A 25,639-nucleotide genomic window follows, 5' to 3' on the forward strand; every position below is an offset into this window, starting at 1 on the left:
CACAAGGCAGGCTCCCATTCGGAATCAATCATGGATACGTCTGTTTCCCGCACGCTTTTTTCCCAACGCGCCAATCAGCTGACCAGTTCGGCCATCCGCGAAATCCTCAAGATCACCGAACGGCCCGAGGTCACCTCGTTTGCCGGCGGTCTGCCTTCGCCCGAAGGCTTCCCGATTCCCGAGTTGCGGGCCGCCTTCGACCGGGTGCTGGCCACCCAGGGCGCCACGGCGCTGCAGTATGGCCGCACCGAAGGCTACACGCCGCTGCGCGAGTGGGTGGCCCAGGATCTGTCGCGTCCGGGGCTGACCATCGATCCCGAAGAAGTCCTGATCGTATCGGGTTCGCAGCAGGCGCTGGACATGCTGGGCAAGCTGTTCATCGACGAAGGCTCGCCCGTGCTGGTGGAAGCCCCCAGCTACCTGGGCGCCTTGCAGTCGTTTTCCCAATTCCAGCCGGAATACCGGGCGGTGCCCACCGACGCGCTCGGTCTGGTGCCCGAAGCCCTGAACGATGACCTCGTCCGCGACGCGCGCTTCATCTATGTGCTGCCCAATTTCCAGAATCCCACCGGCCTGACGCTGGACCAGGCGCGCCGCCAGGCCCTGGTCGAACGTTGCGCGCATCTGGGTCTGCCCATCATCGAGGACGACCCTTACGGCGAACTGCGCTACGCGGGCGAACCGCAGCCCGGCCTGCTCGAACTGGGCCGTCCTGTGGGCGCCACGGTGATCCGCCTGGGGACGTTCTCCAAGGTCCTGGCGCCCGGCATGCGTCTGGGCTACGTCGTGGCGCCGCGCCACATCATCTCCAAACTGGTGCAGATCAAGCAGGCTACCGACCTGCACACTGCGTCGGTGACGCAGATGGCGGTGTACGAGGCCGTGCGCAGCGGTTTCCTGCGTGAGCACCTGCCGAAAGTGCGCGAGCTCTACCGCCGCCAGTGCGGCTACATGCTCGACGCCCTGCAGGAATACTTTCCGTCTGACGCCCACTGGACGCGCCCGGAAGGCGGCATGTTCATCTGGGTCACGCTGCGTGAATCCATCGACACCACGCAATTGCTGCAGGCGGCGATCCAGCGCAACGTGGCCTTCGTGCCGGGTGCGCCGTTTTACGCCGTCCATGCGCCGGTCAATACCCTGCGCCTGAGCTTCGTGACCGTACCCGAGGACCGCATCCGCGCCGGCGTGCGCACGCTGGGCGAACTCATCGGTCCGGCGCCCGCGCGCGGATGACGGCGGGCGGCACCCCCACCGGCACGGAGCGCACCGGTCCCGACTTGTCGGACATGCGTTTCGATGACTGGGTGGCCCGCTGGCTGCCCGCGTCCTGGGGGCCGTATGCACGTCTGTGCCGACTGGATCGACCCGTCGGCACCTGGCTGACGCTGCTGCCGGCGCTGGCCGCGCTGGTGCAGGCCGCCGACGGTTGGCCGACCCTGTGGCGTCTGGTGGTGTTCTCTCTGGGCGCGCTGTTGATGCGCGGCGTGGGCTGCACATTCAACGACATCTTCGACCGGGATTTCGATCACCGCGTCGAACGCACGCGTTTCCGGCCCCTGACCAGCGGCCAGCTCACTCTGCGGGCGGCGCTATGGTTCGCCGTGGCGCAGATCCTGGTCAGCGCCACGCTGCTGCTGGCCATCAATGCCTACAGCCGCTGGCTGGCACTGGCGCTGATGCCGCTGGTGGTGATTTATCCCTTGTGCAAACGCTACACCTACTGGCCGCAGGCCGTGCTGGGGGCGGCCTTCAACTGGGGCATGCTGATGGCCTGGTCCGACACGCGCGATGTCGTGCCCTGGGCCGCCGTCGCGATGTGGCTGGGCGCGGTGCTGTGGCAGATCGGCTACGACGCCATCTACGCCTACATCGATCTGCGTGATGACCGCATGCTGGGTTTGAAATCGGTCGCCATGCGTTTCGGCGACCGGGGTCGGACCTGGATCGGCGGCATGTACGCCGCCACGGCAGCTTTGTGGCTGGCGGCCGGCCGGGGCATGGACATGGATTGGCCCTACTACCTGGTCATGGCGGTCATCATCGGTCATTTCATCTGGCAGATGCGCGTCTTCGATGTGCGCCACCCGGAACGCGGGCTGCGCCTGTTCCGCTCCAATATGCAGGTGGGCGTGCTGCTGATCGTCGCCGCGCTGGCCGGCACGGTGCTGCGGCCCTGGCTGTAGGCCAGGGTGCCGGGACCGCGCGGGCGGGCCGTCTGGCGCCGGCCCGGTGTTGCGGATAGACTGTTTCCATCAAAATAGCGAGGCCGTCCGACGGCCCCGCAGGAGACACACCATGACCGCAGCAACGCCGGACGCCACCGCGCTGGAGTTCGATTACGTCATCGTGGGGGCGGGTTCAGCCGGCTGCCTGCTGGCCAACCGCCTGTCGCGCGAACACCGTGTCCTGCTGCTGGAGGCTGGGGGGGCCGACGATTGGCGCTGGATTCACATCCCGGTCGGTTACCTGTATTGCATCGGCAATCCGCGCACGGACTGGTGCTACCACACCCAGCCCGATCCGGGTTTGAACTACCGCTCGCTGGGCTACCCGCGCGGGCGGGTGCTGGGCGGTTCGTCCTCGATCAACGGCATGCTCTATCTGCGCGGACAGGCCGCCGACTATGACGGCTGGGCGGCGCTCGGCAATCCGGGCTGGTCCTGGGCCGACGTGCTGCCGCTGTTCCGCGACGTCGAAGACCACCATGCCGGGGCCAGCGAATTCCACGGCGCTTCGGGCACCTGGCGGGTCGAACCCCAGCGCTTGCGCTGGGAGGTGCTGGATGCGTTCCGCGACGCGGCCGCTCAGGCGGGGATCGAACGCACCGACGATTTCAACCGGGGCGACAATGCCGGCTGCAATTATTTCGAGGTCAACCAGCGCCGGGGCGTGCGCTGGAACGCGGCCAAGGCCTTTCTGCGCCCCGTGACGCACCGGGATACCTTGCGCGTGATGACCGGCGCCCGGGTCGAGCGCATCTGTTTTTCCGGACGGCGTGCGACCGGGGTCGATTGTGTGGTGGACGGCCGCCGCCTGCGGGCCGTGGCGCGGCGGGAACTGATTCTGGCGGCCGGGGCGATCGGCTCGCCGCAGTTGCTTCAGGTTTCCGGTGTCGGCTCTGCCGAACGCCTGCGCAAGCTGGGCATCCCGATGGTCCTGGATCTGCCCGGTGTGGGCGAAAATCTCCAGGACCATCTCCAGTTGCGCACGATCTATCGTCTGCAAGGCGCCCGCACCCTGAACACGCTGGCACATTCCTGGTGGGGCAAGGCTGCGATGGGCCTGCAATATGCCTTGTTCCGCAGCGGGCCACTGTCCATGGCGCCCTCGCAACTGGGGGCCTTCGCGCGCTCGGATCCGTCGCGGCCGCGTCCCAACCTGGAATACCACGTCCAGCCCCTGTCGCTGGACAAGTTCGGCGACCCGCTGCACGACTTCCCGGCCCTGACGGCTTCGGTCTGCAACCTGCAGCCCGGCAGCCGGGGCCACGTGCGGATCGTTTCGCCCAACGCCGCCGACGCGCCGAACATCCTCTGCAATTATCTCCAGACCCCGGAAGATCGCGCCGTGGCGGCCGACGCGCTGCGCCTGACGCGGCGCATCATGGCCCAGCCTGCCCTGGCGCGCTATCAGCCCAGCGAATACCTGCCGGGCGAAGCGGTCCAGACACAGGAAGCCCTGGAGGCTGCGGCGGGCAATATCGGCACCACCATCTTCCATCCGGTCGGTACATGTAAAATGGGCGCCGATCCGTTGGCTGTAGTCGATGCGGAGTTGCGCGTCCGAGGGCTCGAAAGTCTGCGGGTGATCGATGCATCCATCATGCCGGTCATCACTTCGGGCAACACCAATTCGCCGACGATCATGATTGCAGAAAAGGGCGCACGCCTGATCCTGGGCGGCGTCTGAATCCCTTTCAGCCTTTCACACAGGACCCGGACATGGTCAGTCATACCGAGGTCGTGGCAAGCATTCTGTTTGCCATCGCCATCATTCACACCTTTTCCGTACCCGTCTTCGCCCGCCTGGCCAACAAGGGCGGATCGCATGCCGGCCTGTGGCACTTGCTGTCCGAAGTCGAGGCCGTATTCGGCGTCTGGGCCTGTGCTCTGTTCGTGTGGATGGGGCTGACCCTGGGGGTCAAGGGGGCGGTCGAATACCTCGATACGCGCAACTTCACCGAGCCGGCCTTCGTCTTCGTGATCATGGTGGTGGCGGCCAGCCGGCCCATCATCGAAATGGTCCGGCAGTTGGTCGATCTGGTCTCGCGTCTGTTGCCGGTGGCCCGCGAACTGTCACGCTTCTTCGTCATCATGACTCTGGTGCCGCTGGCCGGGTCGCTGATCACGGAACCGGCTGCCATGACGCTGGCTGCTCTGTTGCTGCGCCGGGCCTATTTTGGCCGGCATGGCCAGGACGGCTTCAAATACCTGACCGTCGGTGTGCTGTTCGTCAACGTGTCCATCGGCGGGGTGCTGACGGCCTATGCTGCGCCGCCGGTGCTGATGGTGGCCCAGACCTTTGGTTGGGACACGGCCTTCATGGCGACCCATTTTGGCTGGCGCGCCGTCACCGCCGTGCTGCTCAACGGCCTGATCCTGACGCTGATCTGCCGGCCCTTCCTGCTCGACGGCAGCATCGGCATCCAGGAGGACGAGGGCGAGCGCCGGCCGCCGGTGTCCATCGTGGTCATGGCCGTGCACGTGCTGTTCCTGGTGGGGGTGGTGCTGTCCTCGCATCACATACAGATCTTCATGGGCCTGCTGGTGCTGTTCATCGGCTACGCCCATGCGTACAAAAAGCACCAATCCCCCCTGCTGCTGCGAGAAGGCCTGATGGTCGGCTTCTTCCTGGCGGGTCTGGTGGTGCTGGGCGGCCTGCAGCAGTGGTGGCTCCAGGACCTGCTGGGCGGCTTGTCGCCCTATGTGCTGTTCCTGGGGGCGACGGCCCTGACGGCGGTCACCGACAACGCAGCCCTGACCTATCTGGGCTCGCTGGTCGAGGGCACGGGCGACCTCTGGCGCTACATGCTGGTGGCCGGCGCGGTGACGGGCGGTGGTCTGACCGTGATCGCCAATGCGCCGAACCCGGCCGGTTTCTCCATCCTGAAGGGCTGCTTCGGCGATGGCTCCATTTCGCCGCTGCGCCTGCTCGGCGCCGCCGCCGTGCCGACGCTGATCGCCGCCGTGATGTTCCTGCTGCCCAATTCCTTCAGTTGAAGAAGCATTTGTCCTAAAAGGATTAAAATCCAGGCGTTTGATTTATTTGGAATTGCTGTGCCTATTTACGCCTATCGTTGCAGCCAGTGCGGCCATGAGCAGGACGTGCTGCGGAAAATCTCGGATCCGCTGCTCAAGACCTGTCCGGCCTGCGGTCAGGACACCTATGAAAAACAGGTGACGGCAGCCGGTTTTCGCCTGAAGGGCTCCGGCTGGTACGAAACCGATTTTCGCGGGGGGAGCAAATCCGCCCCGAAGCCCGCCGAAGCGTCGGGCGGCGCTCCGGCGAGCCCGACGCCCGCTTCCAGCGGCACACCGCCGGCCTCGACGCCGAGCTGACGGCCCGGGGCCATGCGCTTTCTCAAACGCTACTTCATCACCGGCCTGCTGATCTGGCTGCCGCTGGTGGCCACTGTCTGGGTGCTGGCCGTGCTGGCCCGCACCCTTGGCTCTCTGGTGCCGTCGTTCCTGTCGCCCGAAGCCTTGTTCGGGATCGCGATTCCGGGCTTCGAGTTGGTCCTGGTCCTGGTCGTGATCCTGACCACGGGACTGTTCTGCGCCAATTTCATCGGTCGCGCCATCCTGTCGCGCTGGGAATCGCTGCTGGGACGCATCCCTTTGGTGCGCTCCATTTATAATTCGGTCAAGCAGGTCAGCGACACCGTGTTCGCGCCCAACGGCCAGGCCTTTCGCGAGGCCGTACTGGTGCAGTATCCGCGCCAGGGCGCCTGGACCATCGGCTTCCTGACCGGTACCCCCTGCACCGAAATCGCCGCGCTGCTGGACGGCGATTTCGTCAGCGTCTATGTGCCCACGACGCCCAACCCGACGTCGGGTTTCTTCCTGATGATGCCGCGTACCGATGTCCAGGTGCTCGACATGTCGGTGGAAACAGCACTGAAATACATCGTGTCCATGGGTGTGGTGGTGCCGCCCGCCCTGCCGCCCCAGACACAGATGGACTTGCCCGCCGTGGAATCCCCCGACGGGCGGTCCCATTGAAACTCGAACAATTCCTCTGACGGAGCCATTCTTGAACCGCACTTGCTACACCGGCGAGGTATCCAAAGCCCACCTCGATCAGACCGTGACCCTGTTCGGCTGGGTGCATCGCCGCCGCGACCATGGCGGCGTGATCTTCATCGATCTGCGCGACCGCGCGGGTCTGGCCCAGGTGGTGGTGGACCCGGACAACAAGGCCGCGTTCGAGACCGCCGAGCGGATCCGCAACGAATACTGCCTGCGGATCACCGGTCTGGTTCGCCTGCGCCCCGCCGGGACCACCAATGCCGACCTGCTCTCGGGCGAGATCGAGATCCTCTGCCGTGAAATCGAGATCCTCAACGCCTCGGTCACGCCGCCGTTCCAACTGGATGACGATAATCTGTCCGAGACCACGCGCCTGACGCACCGGGTGCTGGATCTGCGTCGTCCGCAGATGCAGCGCAACCTCATGCTGCGCTATCGCGTGTCCATGGTGGCGCGCAATTATCTGGATGCCCTGGGTTTCGTCGACATCGAAACCCCGATGCTGACCCGCAGCACGCCGGAAGGCGCGCGCGACTACCTGGTGCCCTCGCGTGTGAACCCGGGCGAATTCTTCGCGCTGCCCCAGTCGCCGCAACTGTTCAAGCAGTTGCTGATGGTGTCCGGCTTCGATCGCTACTACCAGATCACCAAGTGTTTCCGCGACGAGGACCTGCGCGCCGACCGCCAGCCGGAATTCACCCAGATCGATTGCGAAACCTCCTTCCTGGACGAAGTCCAGATCCGCGAGATCTTCGAAGGCATGGTGCGTGAAATCTACCGCCAGGTGCTGGATGTCGCGCTGCCGGAATTCCCCACCATGAGCTGGGAAGAAGCCATGCGCCGCTTCGGTTCGGACAAGCCCGACCTGCGCGTGAAGCTGGAATTCACCGACGTGGCCGACCTGATGCGCGACGTGGGCTTCAAGGTCTTCGCCGCCCCGGCCAATGACCCGGCCTGCCGTGTGGTGGCCCTGCGCGTGCCCGGCGGCGGCAGCATGCCGCGCAGCGAGATCGACGCCTACACCCAGTTCGTCGGCATCTACGGCGCGCGCGGCCTGGCCTACATCAAGGTCAACGACGCAGCCTCCATCCCCGAGGGCCTGCAGTCGCCCATCGTCAAGAACATCCACACGGACGCCCTGCGCGCCCTGATCGAGCGCACCGGCGCGCAGAACGGCGATCTGATCTTCTTCGGCGCCGACCGCGCCAAGGTCGTCGCCGATGCCATCGGCGCCCTGCGCGTGAAGATCGGCCAGAGCGAATTCGGCCGCGCCAACGGGCTGTTCGAGCCGGGCTGGAAGCCGCTGTGGGTGGTGGACTTCCCCATGTTCGAATACGACGAAGAAGAAGACCGCTACACGGCCGCGCACCACCCCTTCACCTGCCCGAAGCCGGGCCACGAGGACCTGCTGGAAACCGAGCCGGGCAAGGCCATTGCGCGCGCCTACGACATGGTCATGAATGGCTGGGAAGTCGGCGGCGGGTCCGAGCGTATCCATCGCGCCGACGTCCAGACCAAGGTCTTCAAGGCCTTGAAGATCGACGAGGAAGAAGCCCGCCTGAAATTCGGCTTCCTGCTCGACGCCCTGCAATACGGCGCACCGCCGCACGGCGGCCTGGCCTTCGGCCTGGACCGCCTGGTGACGCTGATGGCGGGCGCGGAGTCCATCCGCGACGTGATCGCTTTCCCCAAGACGCAGCGTGCCCAGTGCCTGCTGACGCAGGCGCCCTCGGCCGTGGACGAGAAGCAACTGCGCGAACTGCACATCCGCCTGCGTCAGACGGAAGCCAAGTAGGGCGGGGGGCCGGCCATGCCCGTCCTGCGGATCGTCAGTTACAACATCCACAAGGGCCGTTCAGCCACGGGTGGGCGGGAGTCGCTGGCCGACCTCCGGCTGGGTCTGTACGGCCTGCGGCCCGATCTGCTGTTTCTGCAGGAAGTCCAGGGCCGCAACCAGGTGCGTGGCAGTCTGGACGCGCAGCACGAATCCCTGGCGGCGGCATTGCGCATGGAGGCCGCCTACGGCTGCAATGCCGTGCACCACGCCACTGACCACGGCAACGCGCTGTTGTCGCGCTATCCCATCCTGTATTACGAGAACCAGGACGTCTCCGATCATCGCCTGGAGCAGCGCGGCCTGCTGCACGGTGTGGTCCGGGTCGGCGACGTGCCGGTGCACTGTCTGGTGGTGCACCTGGGCCTGCTGGCGGGCGGGCGGTCGCGTCAGGTACAGGCGCTGGCCGACCGCATTCAGCGCCTGGTGCCCGCGCACGAGCCGCTGCTGATCGCGGGCGATTTCAACGACTGGACCAACCGCCTGGCACCGCTGTTCGTCGAACAACTGGGCCTGGTCGAGGTCTTCGCGGCGGCTCCGCAGGGGATGGACGAGGTCTACCGGCTGCGTCGCACGGTGTCTCGTCTGCGTGAACGTCTGGCCTGGCTGCCGGGTCAGGCGCTGCCGCCGATGCCGGAATTATCCATCAACGGGCATGCGCGTCTGACGCCGCCGCCGCGCACCTTCCCGTCCGTGTTTCCCTGGTTGCGGCTGGACCGCATCTACCAGCGCGGCTTTGCCGTGCGCCGTGCGCGGGTCCTGCACGGTTTGCCCTGGAAAAAGCTGTCGGATCACGCGCCGTTGGTCGCGGAACTGGAGCTTCCCTGATTCCAGGGAACTTTTCCGCCGCAGGGCAGCCTAACTTTCGTTACCTTGAAATTAGCACTCTGCCCCATGGAGTGCTAACATCGTTGCATTCAGCACGAGGAACCTTGTCACCATGACCCCCTCTTCGTCCGCCCTGTCGCTCGCACCGTCCCAGCTTTCGCTGGCGATCGCCAATCCCGGAGCGCTCGGTACCATCGATGCCTACATCAGCACCGTCAATCGTTTGCCGATGCTGACTGCCGAACAGGAAGCCGACCTGGGTCGGCGCCTGCACGACCATAACGACCTGGACGCTGCGCGCGACCTGATTCTGTCGCACCTGCGGCTGGTCGTGTCCATTGCCCGGCAGTATCTGGGCTATGGCCTGGCGCACGCGGACCTGATCCAGGAAGGCAATATCGGCCTGATGAAGGCCGTACGCCGCTTCGATCCCGACCGTGGCGTGCGGCTGGTATCTTTTGCCGTGCACTGGATCCGCGCCGAAATCCACGAATACGTGATCCGCAACTGGCGTCTGGTCAAGATCGCTACCACCAAGGCGCAACGCAAACTGTTCTTCAACCTGCGCCGCATGCGGCCCGACGGTCGCAGCCTGGACCCGGATCAGGTCGCCGACATCGCCCGCAAACTCGATGTGCGCCCGGAAGACGTCGCCGAAATGGAAGTCCGTCTGTCGGGCGGTGATTTTGCCCTGGACGCCCCGGCCGACGACGAGGACCGCTATGCGCCCTCCGACTGGCTGGCCGACGAGGCCCAGGAGCCCGCCCAGGTGCTGGCACGCCGCAGCATGGATGCGCTGCAGGGCGAAGGTCTGGAACACGCCCTGTCGTCCCTGGATGCGCGTTCCCAGCACATCGTGCGTGCCCGCTGGCTGGCCGACGACGGCGGTGCCACGCTGCACGAACTGGCCGCCGAATATGGCATCTCTGCCGAACGGGTCCGCCAGATCGAAGCCGCCGCCCTGAAAAAATTGCGGGTTGCCCTGAGCGAGCAGCAGGCGGATTTCGAAGCCGCCTGAGCCGATGCCCCGCGGGTGCGGACACACTCTTTTGCATCTTCCCCGCGCCCGGCCGTGAACTTTCGGCACCGGAGGCGGACCAACCCTTCATGAGCGCGTGCCGGCCATGCCGGCCCCCACGTTCTGTCGTCCGCTTCTGCTTCTCCTCTTCCCCTCCCTATCGAAGCGGATGTTCATGGGATGCCGCCTGGCATCCCTTTTTTTGTCGCCTGACAGTCTTTTTTTCACATCTTTTTTCTAGGAAGCCGATCCTCCGGGCCTGTAACATATCAGCCAGATGATTTGAGCGCGCTTCCTCATGAAAATCGGCCTTCTGGTATTTGGCCTGGCCGGCCTCCTGGCTCTGGTGTCTTTCATGCCCCCCCTGGCCGGACGCCTGCGCATGCCGTATTCCGTGCTGCTGGCCATCGTCGGCTTTATCCTGGGCGTCATCATCCACGTGCACGGCTGGGCGCCGGGCGTGGCGGCTGACTTCCTCGATACGCTGCAGCACTTCGAGATTTCCTCCGAGACCTTTTTGTTCGTGTTCCTGCCCGTGCTGCTGTTCGAGACGGCATTGGCGACGAATCTGCGGCGGCTGATGGACGACATCAGCCCGATCCTGGTGATGGCCATCGTGGCCGTCGTGGTCTGCACCGTGGCGGTCGGTTTTTCGCTGGCGGCGATTTCCACTTACGGGCTGGTGGTCTGCCTGATGCTGGGTGCCATTGTGGCGACCACCGACCCGGTGGCGGTCGTGGGCATTTTCCGCGAGGTCGGCGCGCCGCGCCGCCTCACGAATCTGGTCGAGGGCGAGGCTTTATTCAACGACGCGGCCTCGATCGCCTTGTACTCGGTGCTGCTCAGCATCCTGTTTGGCGGCACCACGCCCACCGTGACGGAAATCATCAGCGGCTTTCTGATCAGCTTCCTGGGCGGCGGCCTGGCCGGGCTGGTCATGGGGCGGGCGGCCATCGAACTGTTCCGCTGGCTGCGCGGCTGGCCCACAGCCGAAGTCACGCTGACCGTGGCGCTGGCCTACCTGGCCTTCTTCATCGCCGAGCACTACTTGGGGGTGTCGGGGGTGGTGGCCACGGTGATCGCCGGCCTGGTGGTGGGTTCCAGCGGCCGTACCCGCATGTCGCCCACGACCTTCGAGCAACTCGAGGGGACCTGGGCACAGTTCGGCTTCTGGGCCAATTCTCTGATCTTCCTGTTCGCTGCCATGCTGATCCCGCGCATGATGGCGGAGATCACCTGGATGGAGGTCCTGCTGATCCTGGTCGTGTTCATCGTCACGCTGTGTGCGCGCGCGGTGATCGTCTACGGTCTGCTGCCTCTGCTGGGGCGGCTGCGGCTCAGCACCGAGGTCAGTCGGTCCTATCGGGCCGTGATGCTGCTGGGCGGCCTGCGCGGGGCCGTGTCCCTGGCCCTGGCCCTGGCCGTCACGGAGCAGCCGGCGGTGCCCCACGAGGCGCGTCAGTTCATCGCCGTCGCCACGACCGGCTTCGTGCTCATGACCTTGTTCATCAATGGCCTGACCCTGCGGCCCCTGATCCATCGGCTGGGGCTGAACCAGCTTTCGCCGGTGGACCGTACCTTGCGCGACCAGGCGCAGGTGGTGGAACTCGAAGCCCTGCGTCTGAGGATCGACGAGATCGCCCACAACGAACATATCGGCCGCGAGGTTCTGGAGCGCCTGCATGCGGTATTTGACGCCAGCCAGGCCGGCGTGGACGCGTCACAGGTGAACCAGTTGTCCCTGAACCAGAAGGTCGCGGTCGGCATGAGCATGCTGGCGGGCCGTGAAGAAGAAATGTTCTTCGAGACTCTCAAGGCTCAGATCGTCGACTGGCGCACGGCCGAGTCCTTGCTGGCGCGCGCCGAGCGGCTGGGCGATGCGGTGCGTTCGGGCGGGCTGCTGGGCTTCGAGGCGGCGATCGAGGGCGACTTGCGCTATTCGCGTGCCTTGCGCCCGGCGCTGCGCCTGCATCACCTGACGGGCTGGCAGGGCTGGCTGGTGCGGGAACTGGCCCGGCGCTTCACGAACCTGATGTGCAAGTGGTCGGTGGCGCGCCGCCTGATCCAGTTCGCTCGCACCGACGTGCAGCCGCTGCTGGGGCTTGAGGTCACTGAAATCATCGTGGCTGCGCATCAGCGCCGCCTGGCGCTGCTGGAAGGCGCGTTGCAGGCCCTGGCGCTGCAGTACCCCAATTACGCCCAGTATCTCCAGGAAGCCTATCTCGGACGCATGGCGCGCGCCATGGAGCGCATTCGCTATCGCGACATGCTGGCGCACAACCTCATCAGCGGGGAAACCTATTCCGACCTGATTCAGCAGGCGGATGCGCGTTGGGGGGCTCTGGAAAAAAGCGGCGTGCTGGACATCACCATGAGTGCGGCGACGCTGGTGCAGCGGGTGCCGATGTTCGAGGGGATGGACGAGCACACCATGGCGGCCATCCGCCGCGCGCTCAAGCCCCGCCTGATCATGCCGGGTCAGGAAATTCACACCCGCTTCGGCCGCAGCCACGCCATGTATTTCGTGGCGTCGGGCGCAGTCGTCCTGGATCTTCCCGATGGCACCACGGCGGAACTGGGCAGCGGTCAGACCTTTGGTGAAATGGCGCTGGTCATGGGTGATGATTTCCAGGCGCGTGCGCGATCGCTGGGCTACAGCCGCCTGCTGCTGTTGCAGGAGCGCGACTTCAAGCGCCTGCAGGAGCAATACCCGATGCTGCGCGAAAAAATCGACCTGATCGTCCGTCAGCGCCTGCGGGCGGTGGAGGTCTGGCGGCAGTTCGAGTCTGGCGAGCGCCAGCACGAGCCTTTGCCGGATCTGCCTACATCAGCAGTTTGACGTCGTGCGCCATGTCCTCGGGCGTCAGCGACGGTCCGAGCAGGGCGCGGGCCTCGCCCTCGCGGTCCAGCAGATAGAAGGCCGACGAATGGTTCATGGCGTAGTGCTCCGGCGACGGGCCGGGTTCCTTGGCGTAGAAGGCCTTGAAGGAGCGCGCGGTCTTGTCCAGTTGTTCCGGGGTGCCCGTCAGGCCGATGAAAGACGGGTCGAAGGCCTGCACGTAGGCGCCCAGAATGTCAGGCGTGTCGCGCGCAGGGTCTACCGAAATCATGAGGACACGTACGTCGCGGGCCTGGTCGCCCAGCAGTTGCATGACCTGGGCGGCCTGCGCCATGGCGGTGGGACAGACGTCCGGGCACTGTGTGTAGCCGAAGAACACCAGCAGGACCTTGCCCCGGTAGTCCGCCAGCGTGCGCCGCTGGCCGGTGGTGTCGATCATGTCCAGATCGCGCCCCAGGTGGGTTCCGCTGATGTCATTGCCCTCGAAGGGCAGGGGCTCGGCTTTTGAGGTGCAGCCCGGCAGGGCCAGGGCGAGAGGCAGGGTGGCGAGCGCGCCGGCCAACAGCCTGCGGCGCGGAATTGAAAGCGACATGGTCCTTCATCCAGATCGGTGAATCGGCCGGAACGGCACTGTGGCGCGTTCCGGTCGGGTATCCGCTGGGTCGGGCCGGGTGAGAACCCGTCTAGAAGTTCCCCAGGGTCAGGCCGACCCAGTGATCCAGCAGCAGCGCGGCGAACAGCAGCGACAGATACAGGATCGAATAATGGAACAGTTTACGCGCCTTGGCGTCCGAGTAGTTTCGATATAGCGCAAGGGACTGCCAGACAAAGCGGCCGCTGAGCAGACAGGCGGCGGCCAGGTAGGCGGGGCCGCTCATGCGGACGACGTAAGGCATCACGGACGCCGCGAACAAGGCGATGCTGTAGAGCAGGATGTGCAACTGGGTGAAGTTCTGGCCGTGTGTCACCGGCAGCATGGGCAGGCCGGATTTTTCGTAGTCGTGATGGCGGTACAGCGCCAGCGCCCAGAAGTGGGGCGGCGTCCAGATGAAGATGATCAGCACCAGCAGCCAGGCCTCGGCAGGCACGGCGTCGGCCATGGCGGCCCAGCCCAGGGCCGGCGGCATCGCGCCCGACAGGCCGCCGATGACGATGTTCTGCGGCGTGAGGGGTTTCAGGATGGCGGTGTAGATCAGGGCGTAGCCGACGAAGCTGGCGAAGGTCAACCACATGGTCAGTGCGTTGACCTGGGTGTACAGGATCCACATGCCGGCACCGCCCAGCACACCGGCCATCATCAGGACCTGATGGCTGCCGATCTGGCCGGAGGCCGTGCCGCGCCGTGCCGTGCGCAGCATGCGCGCGTCGGTTTCTCGTTCGACCAGACAGTTGATGGAAAAGGCCGCCGCCGACAGCAGCCAGATGCCCACCGTGGCGTTCACGGCCAGCCAGGGATCGGGCAGGCCGGGGGTGGCGAGGAACATGCCGATCACCGCGCAGAACACCGCCAGTTGCGTGACGCGCGGCTTGGTCAGTGTCAGGTACTGGCGCAGCAGGGAGGGGGTGCGGTGGGCGGCGGCGGTGGCGGTGGTCATAGTAGGATTCTAGGCGCTTCCCGGGGCGTCGTGGCGTGCTCCGTCTAATGGGTTTCCCTGCATTGGGGACCTTTGAACAAGTCCTCGCGCCGCGTGCATCTGCGGACTCGGGCGGTCGATTTTTCCGGCCCGGGAAAGGCGCCACAGCAGTGTGACGCCCACCAGGACCAGGCCGGCGGCGCCGCCGTTGTGCATCACGGCGATCAGCAGAGGCCATTGAAAAAAGATCGTGGTCAGCCCCGTCAGCAGTTGCAAGGCCAGCAGGGCCAGCAGCAGGCGCGCCGGGCCGGACAAGCCGGGGGTGCGGCGCCAGCGCCAGGCCAGCGCGCCCAGCAGGGCGATGACCAGGAAAGCGAAATTGCGGTGCGTCCAGTGGATGGCGGTGAGCGCGTCCTGGGAAATGAGTTCGCCCGACGAGAGCTGGCCCAGACCGCGCAGCAGGGCGTAGCCCTCGCGGAAGTCCATGGGCGGCACCCAGGCGCCGTGGCAGGTGGGGAAGTCCATGCAGGCCAGGGCCGCGTAGTTGGTGCTGACCCAGCCGCCCAGCGCCACCTGCAGGAACAGGACGGCCAGCCCCAGAATCATCCAGGCGCGGCCGGTGCCCGGATCGGCGGGGACGGGGGCGTGGCGCTTTTCCCGGGCTGCCAGCCAGGTCATCAGGGCCAGCAGGCCCATGCCCAGCACCAGGTGCGTGGTCACCACCAGCGGCATCAGCCGGTGAGTGACGGTCCAGGCGCCGAACGCGCCCTGGACGCAGACCATGACCAGCACGCAGCCGGCCAGCGCGGGGCTGCGATCCGGCAGGTGGCGCAGTCGCCAGGCGCATACGGTGATGGCGATGATCATCAGGCCCAGGATGGCGCCCGCGTAGCGGTGAATCATCTCGACCCAGGCCTTGAAGGCGCTGACCGGGCCGTAGGGCATGGCCTCCAGGGCGGCGCGGATGTGATCCCCGGCGCCCAGGGGGCTGAGATGGCCGTAGCAGCCCGGCCAGTCGGGGCAGCCCAGGCCCGAATCGGTCAGGCGCACGAAGGCGCCGAACATGATCAGATCCAGCGTCAGGAACCAGGCCAGGAACACCAGCCTGCGATAGCGCGTGAGGAGCCTGGTGGGGGAAGGTGTGCCCGGTCCGGACGCGTCGCGGCGTGCGGCGGACGTGCTGGCGGGGGTGCTTGCCATGCGGTTCATCAGCCGATCCGGGAATTCTTCAGCAGCGTGCGGAGGTCGTCGCGCACGGCTTCCGGTTGTTGTGCATCGGGGAAGCGCATCATCAGGTGGCCCAGGGGGTCGACGATCCACAGGCCCTGCGCCAGTTCGGCGGCGGGATCGGCGGCGCCGGGAGCCAGCCAGTCCGCCAGCCTGGCGGGGTCGGCGCGCAGGACGTGCGTGCCGACGTAGGCCTCGCCGACCACGGGGGCGGCGGGCGCGTCGTCGGTGATGAACCAGATACGTTCCAGGCGATCGACTTCCTTGCCCTGGCTGGCGTGGGAATTACGCAGCACGAACAGTCCGCGTACGCAGGATTCCGGGCAGGCGCCGGGCCCTGTGCTGATCAGCAGCCACTGGCCCTTGAGCTGGTTCAGGTCGTAAGGCTGGCCCTGCGCGTCCCGTAGTGCGAGGTCGCCGGGGATGGGGCGCTGCGGCTCGATCAGTTGGCCGTAGCGGGGGCGCGAGTCCGGACGCAGGCCCAGCGACGGCATGTAGTAGGCCAGCAGGGCGAACACCACCGGCGCCAGGGAGACCAGCAGGACGGCGATGAGGGGGCGGATGGAGCGGGTGCGAGCGGGGGAGGGTGCAGAGGTCATGCGTGCGAAGAAGGTGAGGGGCGGCGCAGGGTGCGCCAGGCCGTGAAGCCCGCCGCGATCAGCGCGATCGCGGCAAAGCTGAACCATTGCAGGGCGTAGTTGTAGTTCTGGCTGGCGTCCGTCGAGGGCCCGGGCCAGTCCTGGATCAGATCCGCGTCGTGCGTGGGCGCCTGTTGCAGCACGACCGGCAACAGGTCCAGGCCGGTGGCCGCAGCCAGAGCGTCCAGCGGCAGGTTTTGCACGGAGGGTGGCTGGCCGTCGGCAGCGGGAAAGGGTTTGGGCAGGGCAGTGTCGGGCTGACCGCCCAGGCTGCCCAGATCGAACAGGCGGGGCACCCGATGCAACAGGGTGCCCTGGACCTGGACCGGGCCGGCGGCCGCACTCAGGTCCGGCAGGTGGGTGGATGGCATCGGTCGGGCAACCCAGCCGCGCAGCACCAGCACGGCGGTGCCGGGGCTGTCTTGCAGCTCCAGCGGGGTCGCCACCCACAGGCCGGGCTGACCTTTGAGGTTGCGATTGTCCAGGAGTACAGTAAACGGGTTCAGCCAGTGCCCTCGGGCGCTGGCCGGATGCCAGTCGGGGCCGTCGCGGTGTTGTGCATCCAGCACCCGGGCCGGCGCCTGCCGGCCCGCTTCGATGGCGGCCAGAAGCCCTTCGCGTTCGTGGGCGCGGCGCAACTGCCATAGCCCGGCGCCGATGCAGGCCGCACCCACCAGCGCCAGCAGGATCAGGGCCAGGATGGCCTTGGTGCGGGTTGCGGGTTGCTGCGAGGTCATACGATGCTTATATCCTGGTGTTGCGGGGGATGCCCATGAAAATTCTGATTGTCGTGCTGTTCCTGGGAGTGCTGGTCAGCCTGGGTTCAGCCATGAAGTATCTCTTGCAGGACCGGGGCCAGACCGACCGGATGGCCTGGGCCCTGACGTGGCGGGTGGGCTTGTCGATCCTGCTGTTTCTGTTCCTGCTGCTGGCGCATGCCTTGGGGTGGATAAGCCCGAACATGGGATAGTCCCTGCGGACAATCCCATGTCTGGCGAATCCGAGCGGCGTGTAAGCCGCGAGGTGGAGAGATGCCACGGTTGAAGATCCCGTGGACTTCCAGGCGAAGGGGCGCGGCGGCCTCGGCCTGAACAGATTTACAGCCAGTACACGAAGATATACAGACCCAGCCAGACCACGTCCACGAAGTGCCAGTACCAGGCGGCGCCTTCGAAGCCGAAGTGATGTTCGGCAGTGAAGTGGCCGCGCACCAGGCGGAACCAGATCACGGTCAGCATGGTGGCGCCCAGGATCACGTGAAAGCCGTGAAAGCCCGTCAGCATGTAGAACAGCGCGCCGTAGGCACCCGAGGTGAAGCGCAGGTTCAGTTCGGTGTAGGCGTGATGGTATTCGTAGGCCTGGCAGGCGACGAAGGCGAAGCCCAGCAGCACCGTCAGACCCAGCCAGAAGATCGCCTTGGACCGGTGCGCCGCGCGCAGGGCATGGTGGGCAATGGTCAGGGTGACGCCGGAGGACAGCAGCAGCGCGGTGTTGATGGTGGGCAGCCAGAACGGCCCCACGGTCTGGAAGGAGGCGACGGTGCCCGCCGGGCCCTGGTTCGGCCAGGCGCCGCTGAAGCCCGGCCACAGCAGGGTCTGGGAGTCCAGGGTGCTCAGCCACGGCGTGGAGACCTCTCGGGTGTACCACAGCGAGCCGAAGAAGGCCGAGAAGAACATGACCTCGGAGAAGATGAACCAGGTCATGCTCCAGCGGTAGGAGTGATCGATGCGCTGGCTGTTCATGCCGCCTTCGGACTCGCGGATGGCGTCGCCGAACCAGCCGAAAAGCACGATGAACAGGCTCAGGATGCCGGCCAGGACGAGCCAGGGGCCGATTGCGTAGCTGTTGACCCACAGGGCCGCGCCGACCAGGGTGGCCAGCATGCTCAGACTGGCCCGGATCGGGTGGGCCGAATGTGGCGGGACGTAGTAGTAGGGGGCCTCGCCGGCGTGAGCCATCTGGGCGGTCGTCATCGTTGTTCTCCTCTGGATTTCGTCTTCTAGGCCGTCGCCAGGCGCACGGCCAGTATCAGCAGCAATACGAACACCGCTCCGCTGATCAGGCCCGCCGCGATCAGGTGCGACGGGCGCAGATGCGACAGGTCCTCGTCGTGGCCGGAGCGCTTGCGCAGCCCCAGAAACGCCCAGGCGACCGTGCGCATCGAGCGCAGGAAGGTGTTGCGTGGTTCGGTCATGATTCGATCCCCCACAGATTGGCGCGCACAAAGGTCCACACCAGGATGGCGACGGCGAACAGAGCCAGGACCCATCCGGTGCGACGATTGCGGCGGCGTTGCTCTGGGGTCATCTCATCCATCTCAGTGGCTGGCGTCGTACTGGGGCGGCGTCACGAAGGTGTGGTAAGGCGCCGGCGAGGGCACCGTCCACTCCAGACCTTCGGCGCCTTCCCAGGGGTTGGCTGCCGCCGGGGCGCCGTTGCCGCGTGCCGCTTTGATCACGATGTAGGCGAACAGCAGTTGCGACAGACCGAACCAGAAGGCGCCGATCGTGGCGATCTGGTGGAAGTCGGTGAACTGCGCGGAGTAGTCCGCGTAGCGGCGCGGCATGCCGGCCAGGCCCAGGAAGTGCATCGGGAAGAAGGTGATGTTGAACGAGATCATCGTCATCCAGAAGTGCCACTTGCCCAGACGCTCGTCGTACATGGTCCCGGTCCATTTCGGCAGCCAGTAATAGGTGGCGCCGAACAGGGCGAACAGCGATCCGGCCACCAGCACGTAGTGGAAGTGCGCCACCACGTAATAGGTATCCTGGACCTGGATGTCGATCGGCGCGACCGCCACCACCAGGCCGGTGAAGCCGCCGATGGTGAACACGAAGATGAAGCCGATGGCGAACAGCATCGGGGTTTCAAAGGTCATGGCGCCGCGCCACATGGTGGCCGTCCAGTTGAAGACCTTGACCCCGGTGGGGATGGAGATCAGCATCGTGCCGTACATGAAGAACAACTGGGCGGTGACCGGCATGCCGGTGGTGAACATGTGGTGAGCCCACACCAGGAACGACAGGATGGCGATGGCGCAGATGGCATACACCATCGACGCGTAGCCAAACAGCCGCTTGCGCGCAAAGGTCGGCACGATCTGCGACACCATCCCGAAGGCCGGCAGAATCATGATGTAGACCTCGGGGTGACCGAAGAACCAGAACACGTGCTGGTACAGCACCGGGTCGCCGCCGCCGGCGGCGTTGAAGAAGTGGGTGCCGAAGTGACGGTCGGTGAGCAGCATCGTGACGGCGGCGGCCAGCACCGGCATCACGGCCAGCAGCAGGTAGGCCGTGACCAGCCAGGACCAGCAGAACAGCGGCATCTTCATCAGGCTCATGCCGGGGGCGCGCATGTTCAGGATGGTGACGATGATGTTGATCGCGCCCATGATGGACGAGGCGCCCAGGACGTGGACGGCGAAGATCGCGAAATCCATGCCCGGCCCCATCTGCAGCGACAGCGGCGCGTACATGGTCCAGCCCGAGGCGTTGGCCCCGCCCGGCACGAAGAACGAGGCCGTCAGCAGGATCGCACCCACCGGCAGCAGCCAGAAGCTGAAGTTGTTCATCCGCGCGAAGGCCATGTCGGACGCGCCGATCTGCAGCGGGATCATCCAGTTGGCGAAGCCCACGAAGGCGGGCATGATCGCGCCGAAGATCATGATCAGCCCGTGCATCGTGGTGAACTGGTTGAACAGTTCGGGCTGGAAGAACTGGATGCCGGGTTCGAACAGTTCGGTACGCAGCAGCAGGGCCAGCGTACCGCCCTCCAGCAGCATGCAGAACGAGAAGATCAAATACATCGTGCCGATGTCTTTGTGATTCGTGGCGAACACCCAGCGCCGCCAGCCCGTCGGGGCGTGGTGGTGGGCGTGTTCGTCATGCCCGCTGTGGGGTGGAATGTGGTCGACCGTAACGCTGCTCATTGAATGCCTCCTTCCTGGGACGCGCCGCCTTCCGGGGCGGCGCGAGGGAAATTCGTGTGTTTTCGCCGTGTGGGTTGCGGGCCGGATCAGCGCAGGGCCTTGACGTCCGAGGGCTGGACGACAGGGTCGGGACCCTTGCCCGCATTGTCCCACGCGTTGCGCGTATACGTGATGACTGCGGCGATCTGCGTGTCGCTGAGCTGGTCGCGGAAGGCGGCCATCGCTGTGCCCGGATGCCCGTTCAGCACCGTCTCGATCTGGCCTTTCATCGGTGCCAGCACGAATTTGGTGTTCCCGTTCAGGGCCGGGAAGGTGCCCGGAATGCCCTGGCCGTTGGCCTGGTGGCAGGCCACGCAGGTGGTGGAGAAGACTTCCTTGCCCTTGGCGATCAGTTCGTCCTTGGACCAGGTCTTGTTCGGATCTTCGGCGGCAGCGGCCATGGCGGTCTTTTGCTGCGTGACCCACTGAGCGTAGTCTTCCTGGGATTTGACCTCGACTACGATCGGCATGTAGGCGTGGTTCTTGCCGCAGAGTTCGGCGCACTGGCCGCGGTAGATGCCCGGCTTGTCGGCACGGAACCAGGTGTCACGCAGGAAGCCCGGGACGGCGTCCTGCTTGACGCCCAGTTCAGGCACCATCCAGGAGTGGATCACGTCGTCGGCCGTCAGCACGACACGGACTTTCTGGTTGACCGGCACCACCATGGGCTGGTCGACTTCCATCAGGTAAGTGTTGCCGATGGGCGCCTTGCCGTTGATCTGTTCCTGAGGCGTGGTCAGGTTCGACAGGAAACGCACCCCCGTCGCCGGACCGTCGAGGTATTCATACCCCCACTTCCATTGGTAGCCGGTGGCCTTGATGGTCAGATCGGCGCTGGAGGTGTCCTTCATCGCGACCACGGTGCGGGTGGCCGGGATGGCCATGCCGATGATGATCAGAAAGGGGATCACCGTCCAGGTGAGCTCCAGACCGAGGTGTTCCTCGAACTTGGCGGCCTTGTAGCCTTTGTCCTTGCGGTGGCGGATGATGGAATACAGCATCACGCCGAACACGCCGATGAAGATCAGCGTACAGATGATCAGCATCATCCAGTGCAGGGAATAGATTTCCCGCGCGATGGGCGTGACCCCGGTGTGGAGGTTGAGCTGGTTGACCGCCGGGCCCCCCGGCATATCCTGAACCTGTGCCCCGGCAATTGTCGCCCACGATAGCGCGATCATGCCCAACGTCCCTCTGACCATCTTCATGTTGTCCCTTTGTTTGGCGTGTATTTCTCAGGGTCGGTTGACCTTCATCAAAGAAAAACGGGAGAACAACCGGGTCCTGCACACATGGCTGGATCGCCAGGCCGTAAAATGAATCGCGGATGCTGTAGCCTGGGTACCCTTATAAACCTGAAGGGATTATAGCCACTGCCCGAGGCTTGTACAGGCGCGTCCCTGCTCTCTTTGTAGGCTTTTCCGGGTTTCCACCAATCCCCCAGCCTGCGTGGATGCTGCTTGTATGCCGCTTGCGCATGCATCTCCTGCGATCCGCGCATGCATCAACGATGCATGCATCAATTACAATGCCCGGATGGATTCTTCTTCAGTGGCCTTTGCCTTGGATGACCTCCAGACGCGCAATGCGCGTCTGGTCCGCCGTGCCCAGCAATTGCCGCCCGCAGGCGCCCGGCCGGTCACGATTGCGGGCCGGGTCGGGGGCTGGATCGGGCCGATTGCACAGACGGCCGTCGCCGATCTGCCGGGCGTGCACATCGAGCCAGAGGCCGTGCATTTCACGGCCGCGCCCACTGCGCGGCTGAGCCTCGACGCCGTGCTGCGCGAGGTGGCGCTGGCGTTGCGGGACGCGGGCTGCATCCGCGCCTGGCGCGATGAACTGCTGGACGTCATGGCCGAGGGCCAGACGCTGGCGCGCATCGAGCGTGGCGCCGTGCGGCCTCTGGGCCTGTTGACCCAGGCCGTGCACCTGAATGGCTGGTCGCCGGACGGCCGACTGTGGGTGGCGCGCCGTGCCTTGAACAAATCCACCGATCCCGGCCTGTGGGATACCTTGTCAGGCGGTCTGGTCGCTGCGGGCGAAGACCCTGAATCCGCACTGCTGCGCGAGACCTTCGAAGAAGCCGGTCTGCCGGCCGTGGCGCTGGCGGCGCATGGCCCGTTGCGCACGGTGCTGCGCATGCATCGCCGCCTGGGCGATGGCTATCAGGTCGAGAACGTGCTGCTCAGCGATTGCGTGCTGGATGCGGGTGTCGCGCCCCGCAATCTGGATGGCGAAGTCCTGGAGTTCCGCTGCCTGGCGATGCCGGAGCTCTGGGATATGATCGTGCGTGGCGCCTTCACGCTGGAAGCCGAGCTGGCCATTCTGGATTCGCTGCGGCATCGCCTGAAGGCCGCGCCCGGCGGGGTGGCGTTCTAATTCAATCATCCCGGCATGGTGCCGGCGGAGGCAATCCATCATGGCGCAAGACTCCACCAATCCTTTCGTGCTGCCCGGCTTTGGCCAGCAGGGCGATGCCGCCCGCAATCCGCTGTTCGCCGGTCTGGACATGATGCGTCAGGCCTGGCAGAACATGGCGGGTGCAGGCGGCCTGAATGCGACGCAACTGACACCGATGTCGCTCGAAGAGCTCGACCGGCGCATCCGCGAGTTGCAGACGGTGCAGAACTGGCTGCAGTTGAACGCCACGATGCTGGCCAACACCATCCAGGGGATGGAAATCCAGCGCAGCACCCTGAGCACGCTCAAATCCTTCGCCGGCGGCGCCTTTCCGGGGGCGGCGGCGGATGCTGCCAGCCAGCCGGACGCGGCGAGTGCAGACTACGCTCGCGCGGCAGGCGACTGGTGGAACATGGTGCAGCAGCAGTTCGAACAACTGTCGAGCGCGACGGCCGCCGGCCTGCAGGGCATGGCCGAATCGGCCGAGCAGGCCATGGCGCCCGCTGCAAAGAAGCGCGCTCCGGCCCGCAAGAAACCGGCTGCCTCGGCACGCAAGGCACCGGCCAAGAAGGCCGCCCGCCGATAGGGCAGGTTCATATTCCACTTCCACGCGTATCTTCATGCTGAATATCATCATTCTGGCCGCCGGCCTGGGCAAGCGCATGCAGTCCGACCTGCCCAAAGTCCTGCACCCGATCGCCGGCAAGCCCATGCTGGCCCACGTCCTGGATTCGGCGCGCGCCCTGACACCCGATCGGATCGTGGTCGTCGCCGGCCATGGGGCCGAGCGGGTCCAGGCGGCTTTCGCGGGTCAGGATCTGTGCTTTGCCCTGCAGCAGCCCCAACTGGGCACGGGCCATGCGGTGATGCAGGCGCTGCCCCAGTTGCTGGAAGGCGATGCGGACGACGTCAGTCTGGTGCTGTACGGTGACGTGCCGCTGGTGCGCGCGGACACCCTGCGGGCGCTGCTGCAGGCGCGTGGCGCGGGCCTGGCGCTGCTGACCGAGACGCTGGCTGATCCGGCCGGCTACGGCCGCATCGTGCGCGACGATCAGGGCCACATCTGCCGCATCGTCGAACACAAGGACGCCAGCCCGGCTGAGCTTGCCCTGCGCGAGGTCAACACCGGCATTCTGGCCGCTCCCACGGCGGCGTTGCGGGACTGGTTGGGCCGGATCGACAACCGCAATGCCCAGGGCGAATACTATCTGACCGACATCGTCGGCCTGGCCGTCGCCGATGGCGTGCCCGTGTCGCACGCTCAGCCCTCGGCCGGCTGGGAAACGCTGGGCGTGAACAGCCGCGTGCAGCAGGCCCAGCTCGAGCGCGTCTGGCAGGGCGAGCAAGCCCGCGTGCTGCTGGAACAGGGCGTCACCCTGGCCGACCCGGCACGCTTCGACCTGCGCGGCTCGCTGTCCTGCGGGCGCGACGTCTTCATCGACGTGGGGTGCGTCTTCGAAGGCGAGGTCCATCTGGCCGACGGCGTGCGCGTCGGGCCGCATTGCGTGATCCGCGACGCACAGATCGGAACCGGCTCGACCTTGGACGCCTACACCCACGTCGAAGGTGCCCGGGTGGCCGAAGGCGCCCGGATCGGCCCCTATGCCCGCCTGCGGCCGGGCGCCGACATCGGCCCGGACGCTCATGTGGGCAATTTCGTCGAACTGAAGAAAACCCGTCTGGGCCGGGGGTCCAAGGCCAATCACCTGGCCTACCTGGGCGACGCCGAGATCGGCGAGCGCGTCAACGTCGGCGCGGGCACCATCACCTGCAACTACGACGGCGTCAACAAATTCCAGACCGTGATCGAGGACGATGCCTTCATCGGCTCGGACACGCAACTGGTCGCGCCGGTGCGAGTCGGCAAGGGGGCCACGCTGGGCGCGGGCACGACCCTGACGAAGGACGCGCCCGCAGGCGAACTGACCCTGTCGCGGGCGCGGCAGCAGTCCGTGCCGGGCTGGAAGCGGCCGACGCGCAAGTCCTGACACAGTCTGGCGCGCCATGCGCATCCTGCATCTGAATCTGGAAAAAGGCTGGCGGGGCGGCGAACGCCAGACCCTGTTCACGCTGCGCGGCCTGCGTGCGGGCGGCCACGAGGTCGCTCTGGCGGCGCGCGCGGGCGGGCCGTTGGCCGAACGTGCCGCCGCCGAAGGCATTCCGGTGCTCGCTTGCCGTGGTGCCCTGGGTCTGGCGCGCGTCCTGCTGACGGCGGGCTGGCGTTACGACGTGCTGCATGCGCAGACGGCCCAGGCCATGAGCCTGCTGGCGGTTTTCCGGCCGTTGCTGCGCGCCGCGCTGGTGTTCACGCGCCGCACGGCGTTCGACGCCCCGGGCGCGGCGGACCGGCATCGCTGGAAATGGGCGCGCGCCGATGCGCTGGTGGCGATCAGCGAGGCTGCTGCGGCGGCGCCCCGGGCGCTGGGCCTGCCCGTCACCGTCATTCCCAGCGCGGTCGAGGCCGTGCCGGCCGATCCGCAAGGGATGGACGATCTGCGGATGCGCTTTGGTCTGGAAGGCCGCCGCGTGGTGGTCACGGCGGCGGCGCTCAGCCCGGAAAAGGACCCGTTGACCCTGATCGATGCGATCGACATGCTGCGCCGCGATCACCCGGACGTGCTGTGCCTGCATTGCGGTGCGGATGGCGCGGCGGCCGGCGCGGCGCGCGCACGCGTGACCGAGCTGGGGCTGGGCGATCATTACCGGTTCGCGGGCTTTCTGTCCCGCGTGGCGGATGCGCTGGCGCTGGCCGAGGTCTACGTCAGCAGTTCGCGTTTCGAGGCGCTGGGCACCAGCGTGCTGGATGCCTGTCTGGCCGGACTGCCGGTGGTCGCCACGGAGGTGGGCGGGCACCGCGAGATCCTGGCTCCGGACCGGGGCCTGCTGGCCCCGGCGGGCGATGCCGCGATCCTGGCACGCCGCCTGGCCTGGGTGCTGGATCACCCGCAGGCCGCCCGGGACATGGGCGAACGGGCGCGGGCGATGACGGCGCGGGAATACGCCGTGCCCGCCATGGTGGCGCGCTACGAAAGCCTGTATCGCGGGCTGAGGCGGGTGTAG

The 25,639-nt window shown here is 66.2% G+C and carries 25 protein-coding genes; 15 read left to right on the top strand and 10 right to left on the bottom strand.

The window, feature by feature from the left end:
• Positions 1-30 precede the first annotated feature (30 nt).
• The 10 genes from WA983_RS12160 (at position 31) to WA983_RS12205 (ending at position 12,770) form a co-directional block, all read left to right on the top strand.
• Positions 31-1,236 (top strand): PLP-dependent aminotransferase family protein, encoded by a 1,206-nt coding sequence (locus WA983_RS12160; protein ID WP_424250054.1) that lies wholly within the window; start codon positions 31-33, stop codon positions 1,234-1,236.
• Positions 1,233-2,186, top strand: coding sequence for a 4-hydroxybenzoate octaprenyltransferase (gene ubiA, locus WA983_RS12165; protein WP_424250052.1), 954 nt, complete (start codon positions 1,233-1,235; stop codon positions 2,184-2,186). The genes WA983_RS12160 and ubiA overlap by 4 nt, the downstream gene beginning before the upstream one ends.
• Positions 2,187-2,298: 112 nt before the next feature.
• Positions 2,299-3,912: a GMC family oxidoreductase gene (locus WA983_RS12170; RefSeq protein WP_424312100.1), complete on the top strand. Its 1,614-nt coding sequence runs from the start codon at positions 2,299-2,301 to the stop codon at positions 3,910-3,912.
• Positions 3,913-3,944: 32 nt separating this feature from the next.
• Positions 3,945-5,222, top strand: a complete 1,278-nt coding sequence (locus tag WA983_RS12175) for a putative Na+/H+ antiporter (protein WP_424248904.1) — start codon at positions 3,945-3,947, stop codon at positions 5,220-5,222.
• 57 nt (positions 5,223-5,279) lie between these two features.
• Positions 5,280-5,561 (top strand): FmdB family zinc ribbon protein, encoded by a 282-nt coding sequence (locus WA983_RS12180; RefSeq protein WP_424312101.1) that lies wholly within the window; start codon positions 5,280-5,282, stop codon positions 5,559-5,561.
• Between the two features lie 12 nt (positions 5,562-5,573).
• The gene (locus WA983_RS12185; RefSeq protein WP_424248908.1) at positions 5,574-6,224 is read left to right on the top strand and encodes a DUF502 domain-containing protein; all 651 of its coding nucleotides are present in this window, start codon (positions 5,574-5,576) and stop codon (positions 6,222-6,224) included.
• Positions 6,225-6,255: 31 nt separating this feature from the next.
• Positions 6,256-8,046, top strand: a complete 1,791-nt coding sequence (gene aspS, locus WA983_RS12190) for an aspartate--tRNA ligase (protein WP_424248910.1) — start codon at positions 6,256-6,258, stop codon at positions 8,044-8,046.
• Positions 8,047-8,061: 15 nt separating this feature from the next.
• Positions 8,062-8,913, top strand: a complete 852-nt coding sequence (locus WA983_RS12195; RefSeq protein WP_424248912.1) for an endonuclease/exonuclease/phosphatase family protein — start codon at positions 8,062-8,064, stop codon at positions 8,911-8,913.
• A gap of 112 nt (positions 8,914-9,025) precedes the next feature.
• A complete protein-coding gene (gene rpoH, locus WA983_RS12200; protein ID WP_424248914.1) occupies positions 9,026-9,931 on the top strand; it encodes an RNA polymerase sigma factor RpoH in 906 nt (301 codons plus the stop codon).
• Between the two features lie 298 nt (positions 9,932-10,229).
• Positions 10,230-12,770, top strand: coding sequence for a cation:proton antiporter (locus WA983_RS12205; RefSeq protein WP_424248916.1), 2,541 nt, complete (start codon positions 10,230-10,232; stop codon positions 12,768-12,770).
• On the opposite strand, the gene WA983_RS12210 is transcribed toward WA983_RS12205, so the two are convergent.
• The 5 genes from WA983_RS12210 to WA983_RS12230 all read right to left on the bottom strand — a co-directional run bounded on the left by WA983_RS12210 (position 12,754) and on the right by WA983_RS12230 (position 16,946).
• Complete coding sequence (locus WA983_RS12210; protein ID WP_424248918.1) at positions 12,754-13,362, bottom strand: SCO family protein; 609 nt, start codon at positions 13,360-13,362, stop codon at positions 12,754-12,756. The genes WA983_RS12205 and WA983_RS12210 overlap by 17 nt on opposite strands.
• Before the next feature lie 91 nt (positions 13,363-13,453).
• The gene (gene cyoE / locus WA983_RS12215; RefSeq protein ID WP_424248920.1) at positions 13,454-14,365 is read right to left on the bottom strand and encodes a heme o synthase; all 912 of its coding nucleotides are present in this window, start codon (positions 14,363-14,365) and stop codon (positions 13,454-13,456) included.
• A 9-nt stretch (positions 14,366-14,374) separates the two neighbouring features.
• On the bottom strand, positions 14,375-15,553 hold the full coding sequence (locus WA983_RS12220; protein ID WP_424312102.1) for a COX15/CtaA family protein: 1,179 nt from the start codon (positions 15,551-15,553) through the stop codon (positions 14,375-14,377).
• On the bottom strand, positions 15,553-16,170 hold the full coding sequence (locus WA983_RS12225) for an SCO family protein (protein ID WP_424248924.1): 618 nt from the start codon (positions 16,168-16,170) through the stop codon (positions 15,553-15,555). Before WA983_RS12225 ends, WA983_RS12220 begins: the two co-directional genes overlap by 1 nt.
• Positions 16,167-16,946, bottom strand: coding sequence for an SURF1 family protein (locus tag WA983_RS12230; RefSeq protein ID WP_424312103.1), 780 nt, complete (start codon positions 16,944-16,946; stop codon positions 16,167-16,169). The genes WA983_RS12225 and WA983_RS12230 overlap by 4 nt, the downstream gene beginning before the upstream one ends.
• Before the next feature lie 35 nt (positions 16,947-16,981).
• Here WA983_RS12230 and WA983_RS12235 point away from each other — a divergent pair, with 35 nt between their 5' ends.
• Entirely contained in the window at positions 16,982-17,179 is a 198-nt protein-coding gene (locus tag WA983_RS12235; protein WP_424251404.1) for a twin transmembrane helix small protein, read from the top strand.
• Positions 17,180-17,306: 127 nt separating this feature from the next.
• Here WA983_RS12235 and WA983_RS12240 read toward each other — a convergent pair whose 3' ends face one another.
• The 5 genes from WA983_RS12240 to coxB all read right to left on the bottom strand — a co-directional run bounded on the left by WA983_RS12240 (position 17,307) and on the right by coxB (position 21,387).
• Positions 17,307-18,182 carry a cytochrome c oxidase subunit 3 gene (locus tag WA983_RS12240; RefSeq protein WP_424251402.1) on the bottom strand — a complete coding sequence of 292 codons (876 nt, stop codon included), beginning with the start codon at positions 18,180-18,182 and terminating at the stop codon, positions 17,307-17,309.
• 26 nt (positions 18,183-18,208) lie between these two features.
• Complete coding sequence (locus WA983_RS12245; protein WP_424251401.1) at positions 18,209-18,403, bottom strand: DUF2970 domain-containing protein; 195 nt, start codon at positions 18,401-18,403, stop codon at positions 18,209-18,211.
• A complete protein-coding gene (locus WA983_RS12250; protein ID WP_424251399.1) occupies positions 18,400-18,516 on the bottom strand; it encodes a cytochrome oxidase small assembly protein in 117 nt (38 codons plus the stop codon). Before WA983_RS12250 ends, WA983_RS12245 begins: the two co-directional genes overlap by 4 nt.
• Positions 18,517-18,526: 10 nt before the next feature.
• Positions 18,527-20,140, bottom strand: coding sequence for a cytochrome c oxidase subunit I (ctaD, locus tag WA983_RS12255; protein ID WP_424251397.1), 1,614 nt, complete (start codon positions 20,138-20,140; stop codon positions 18,527-18,529).
• 86 nt (positions 20,141-20,226) lie between these two features.
• Positions 20,227-21,387, bottom strand: a complete 1,161-nt coding sequence (gene coxB, locus WA983_RS12260) for a cytochrome c oxidase subunit II (RefSeq protein WP_424251395.1) — start codon at positions 21,385-21,387, stop codon at positions 20,227-20,229.
• Positions 21,388-21,715: 328 nt separating this feature from the next.
• Between coxB and WA983_RS12265 the strand changes: the two genes are divergently transcribed.
• The 4 genes from WA983_RS12265 to WA983_RS12280 are packed head-to-tail and all read left to right on the top strand — an operon-like array spanning position 21,716 to position 25,639.
• A complete protein-coding gene (locus WA983_RS12265) occupies positions 21,716-22,558 on the top strand; it encodes a DUF4743 domain-containing protein (protein ID WP_424251393.1) in 843 nt (280 codons plus the stop codon).
• Between the two features lie 40 nt (positions 22,559-22,598).
• Complete coding sequence (locus WA983_RS12270) at positions 22,599-23,165, top strand: PhaM family polyhydroxyalkanoate granule multifunctional regulatory protein (protein ID WP_424251391.1); 567 nt, start codon at positions 22,599-22,601, stop codon at positions 23,163-23,165.
• A gap of 34 nt (positions 23,166-23,199) precedes the next feature.
• A complete protein-coding gene (gene glmU / locus WA983_RS12275) occupies positions 23,200-24,567 on the top strand; it encodes a bifunctional UDP-N-acetylglucosamine diphosphorylase/glucosamine-1-phosphate N-acetyltransferase GlmU (RefSeq protein ID WP_424312104.1) in 1,368 nt (455 codons plus the stop codon).
• Between the two features lie 16 nt (positions 24,568-24,583).
• On the top strand, positions 24,584-25,639 hold the full coding sequence (locus tag WA983_RS12280; RefSeq protein WP_424312105.1) for a glycosyltransferase family 4 protein: 1,056 nt from the start codon (positions 24,584-24,586) through the stop codon (positions 25,637-25,639).

Origin of the sequence: Castellaniella sp. (assembly GCF_049650445.1) — a bacterium.
GTDB lineage: Bacteria > Pseudomonadota > Gammaproteobacteria > Burkholderiales > Burkholderiaceae_B > Castellaniella.

Bases quoted from the DNA above. Each gene is read 5' to 3' on its own strand.
- WA983_RS12160 (WP_424250054.1), top strand. From the start codon at position 31: ATGGATACGTCTGTTTCCCGCACGCTTTTTTCCCAACGCGCCAATCAG.
- ubiA (WP_424250052.1), top strand. From the start codon at position 1,233: ATGACGGCGGGCGGCACCCCCACCGGCACGGAGCGCACCGGTCCCGAC.
- WA983_RS12170 (WP_424312100.1), top strand. From the start codon at position 2,299: ATGACCGCAGCAACGCCGGACGCCACCGCGCTGGAGTTCGATTACGTC.
- WA983_RS12175 (WP_424248904.1), top strand. From the start codon at position 3,945: ATGGTCAGTCATACCGAGGTCGTGGCAAGCATTCTGTTTGCCATCGCC.
- WA983_RS12185 (WP_424248908.1), top strand. From the start codon at position 5,574: ATGCGCTTTCTCAAACGCTACTTCATCACCGGCCTGCTGATCTGGCTG.
- WA983_RS12195 (WP_424248912.1), top strand. From the start codon at position 8,062: ATGCCCGTCCTGCGGATCGTCAGTTACAACATCCACAAGGGCCGTTCA.
- rpoH (WP_424248914.1), top strand. From the start codon at position 9,026: ATGACCCCCTCTTCGTCCGCCCTGTCGCTCGCACCGTCCCAGCTTTCG.
- WA983_RS12205 (WP_424248916.1), top strand. From the start codon at position 10,230: ATGAAAATCGGCCTTCTGGTATTTGGCCTGGCCGGCCTCCTGGCTCTG.
- WA983_RS12210 (WP_424248918.1), bottom strand. From the start codon at position 13,362: ATGTCGCTTTCAATTCCGCGCCGCAGGCTGTTGGCCGGCGCGCTCGCC.
- cyoE (WP_424248920.1), bottom strand. From the start codon at position 14,365: ATGACCACCGCCACCGCCGCCGCCCACCGCACCCCCTCCCTGCTGCGC.
- WA983_RS12220 (WP_424312102.1), bottom strand. From the start codon at position 15,553: ATGAACCGCATGGCAAGCACCCCCGCCAGCACGTCCGCCGCACGCCGC.
- WA983_RS12225 (WP_424248924.1), bottom strand. From the start codon at position 16,170: ATGACCTCTGCACCCTCCCCCGCTCGCACCCGCTCCATCCGCCCCCTC.
- WA983_RS12230 (WP_424312103.1), bottom strand. From the start codon at position 16,946: ATGACCTCGCAGCAACCCGCAACCCGCACCAAGGCCATCCTGGCCCTG.
- WA983_RS12235 (WP_424251404.1), top strand. From the start codon at position 16,982: ATGAAAATTCTGATTGTCGTGCTGTTCCTGGGAGTGCTGGTCAGCCTG.
- WA983_RS12240 (WP_424251402.1), bottom strand. From the start codon at position 18,182: ATGACGACCGCCCAGATGGCTCACGCCGGCGAGGCCCCCTACTACTAC.
- WA983_RS12245 (WP_424251401.1), bottom strand. From the start codon at position 18,403: ATGACCGAACCACGCAACACCTTCCTGCGCTCGATGCGCACGGTCGCC.
- WA983_RS12250 (WP_424251399.1), bottom strand. From the start codon at position 18,516: ATGACCCCAGAGCAACGCCGCCGCAATCGTCGCACCGGATGGGTCCTG.
- ctaD (WP_424251397.1), bottom strand. From the start codon at position 20,140: ATGAGCAGCGTTACGGTCGACCACATTCCACCCCACAGCGGGCATGAC.
- coxB (WP_424251395.1), bottom strand. From the start codon at position 21,387: ATGAAGATGGTCAGAGGGACGTTGGGCATGATCGCGCTATCGTGGGCG.
- WA983_RS12265 (WP_424251393.1), top strand. From the start codon at position 21,716: ATGGATTCTTCTTCAGTGGCCTTTGCCTTGGATGACCTCCAGACGCGC.
- WA983_RS12270 (WP_424251391.1), top strand. From the start codon at position 22,599: ATGGCGCAAGACTCCACCAATCCTTTCGTGCTGCCCGGCTTTGGCCAG.
- glmU (WP_424312104.1), top strand. From the start codon at position 23,200: ATGCTGAATATCATCATTCTGGCCGCCGGCCTGGGCAAGCGCATGCAG.
- WA983_RS12280 (WP_424312105.1), top strand. From the start codon at position 24,584: ATGCGCATCCTGCATCTGAATCTGGAAAAAGGCTGGCGGGGCGGCGAA.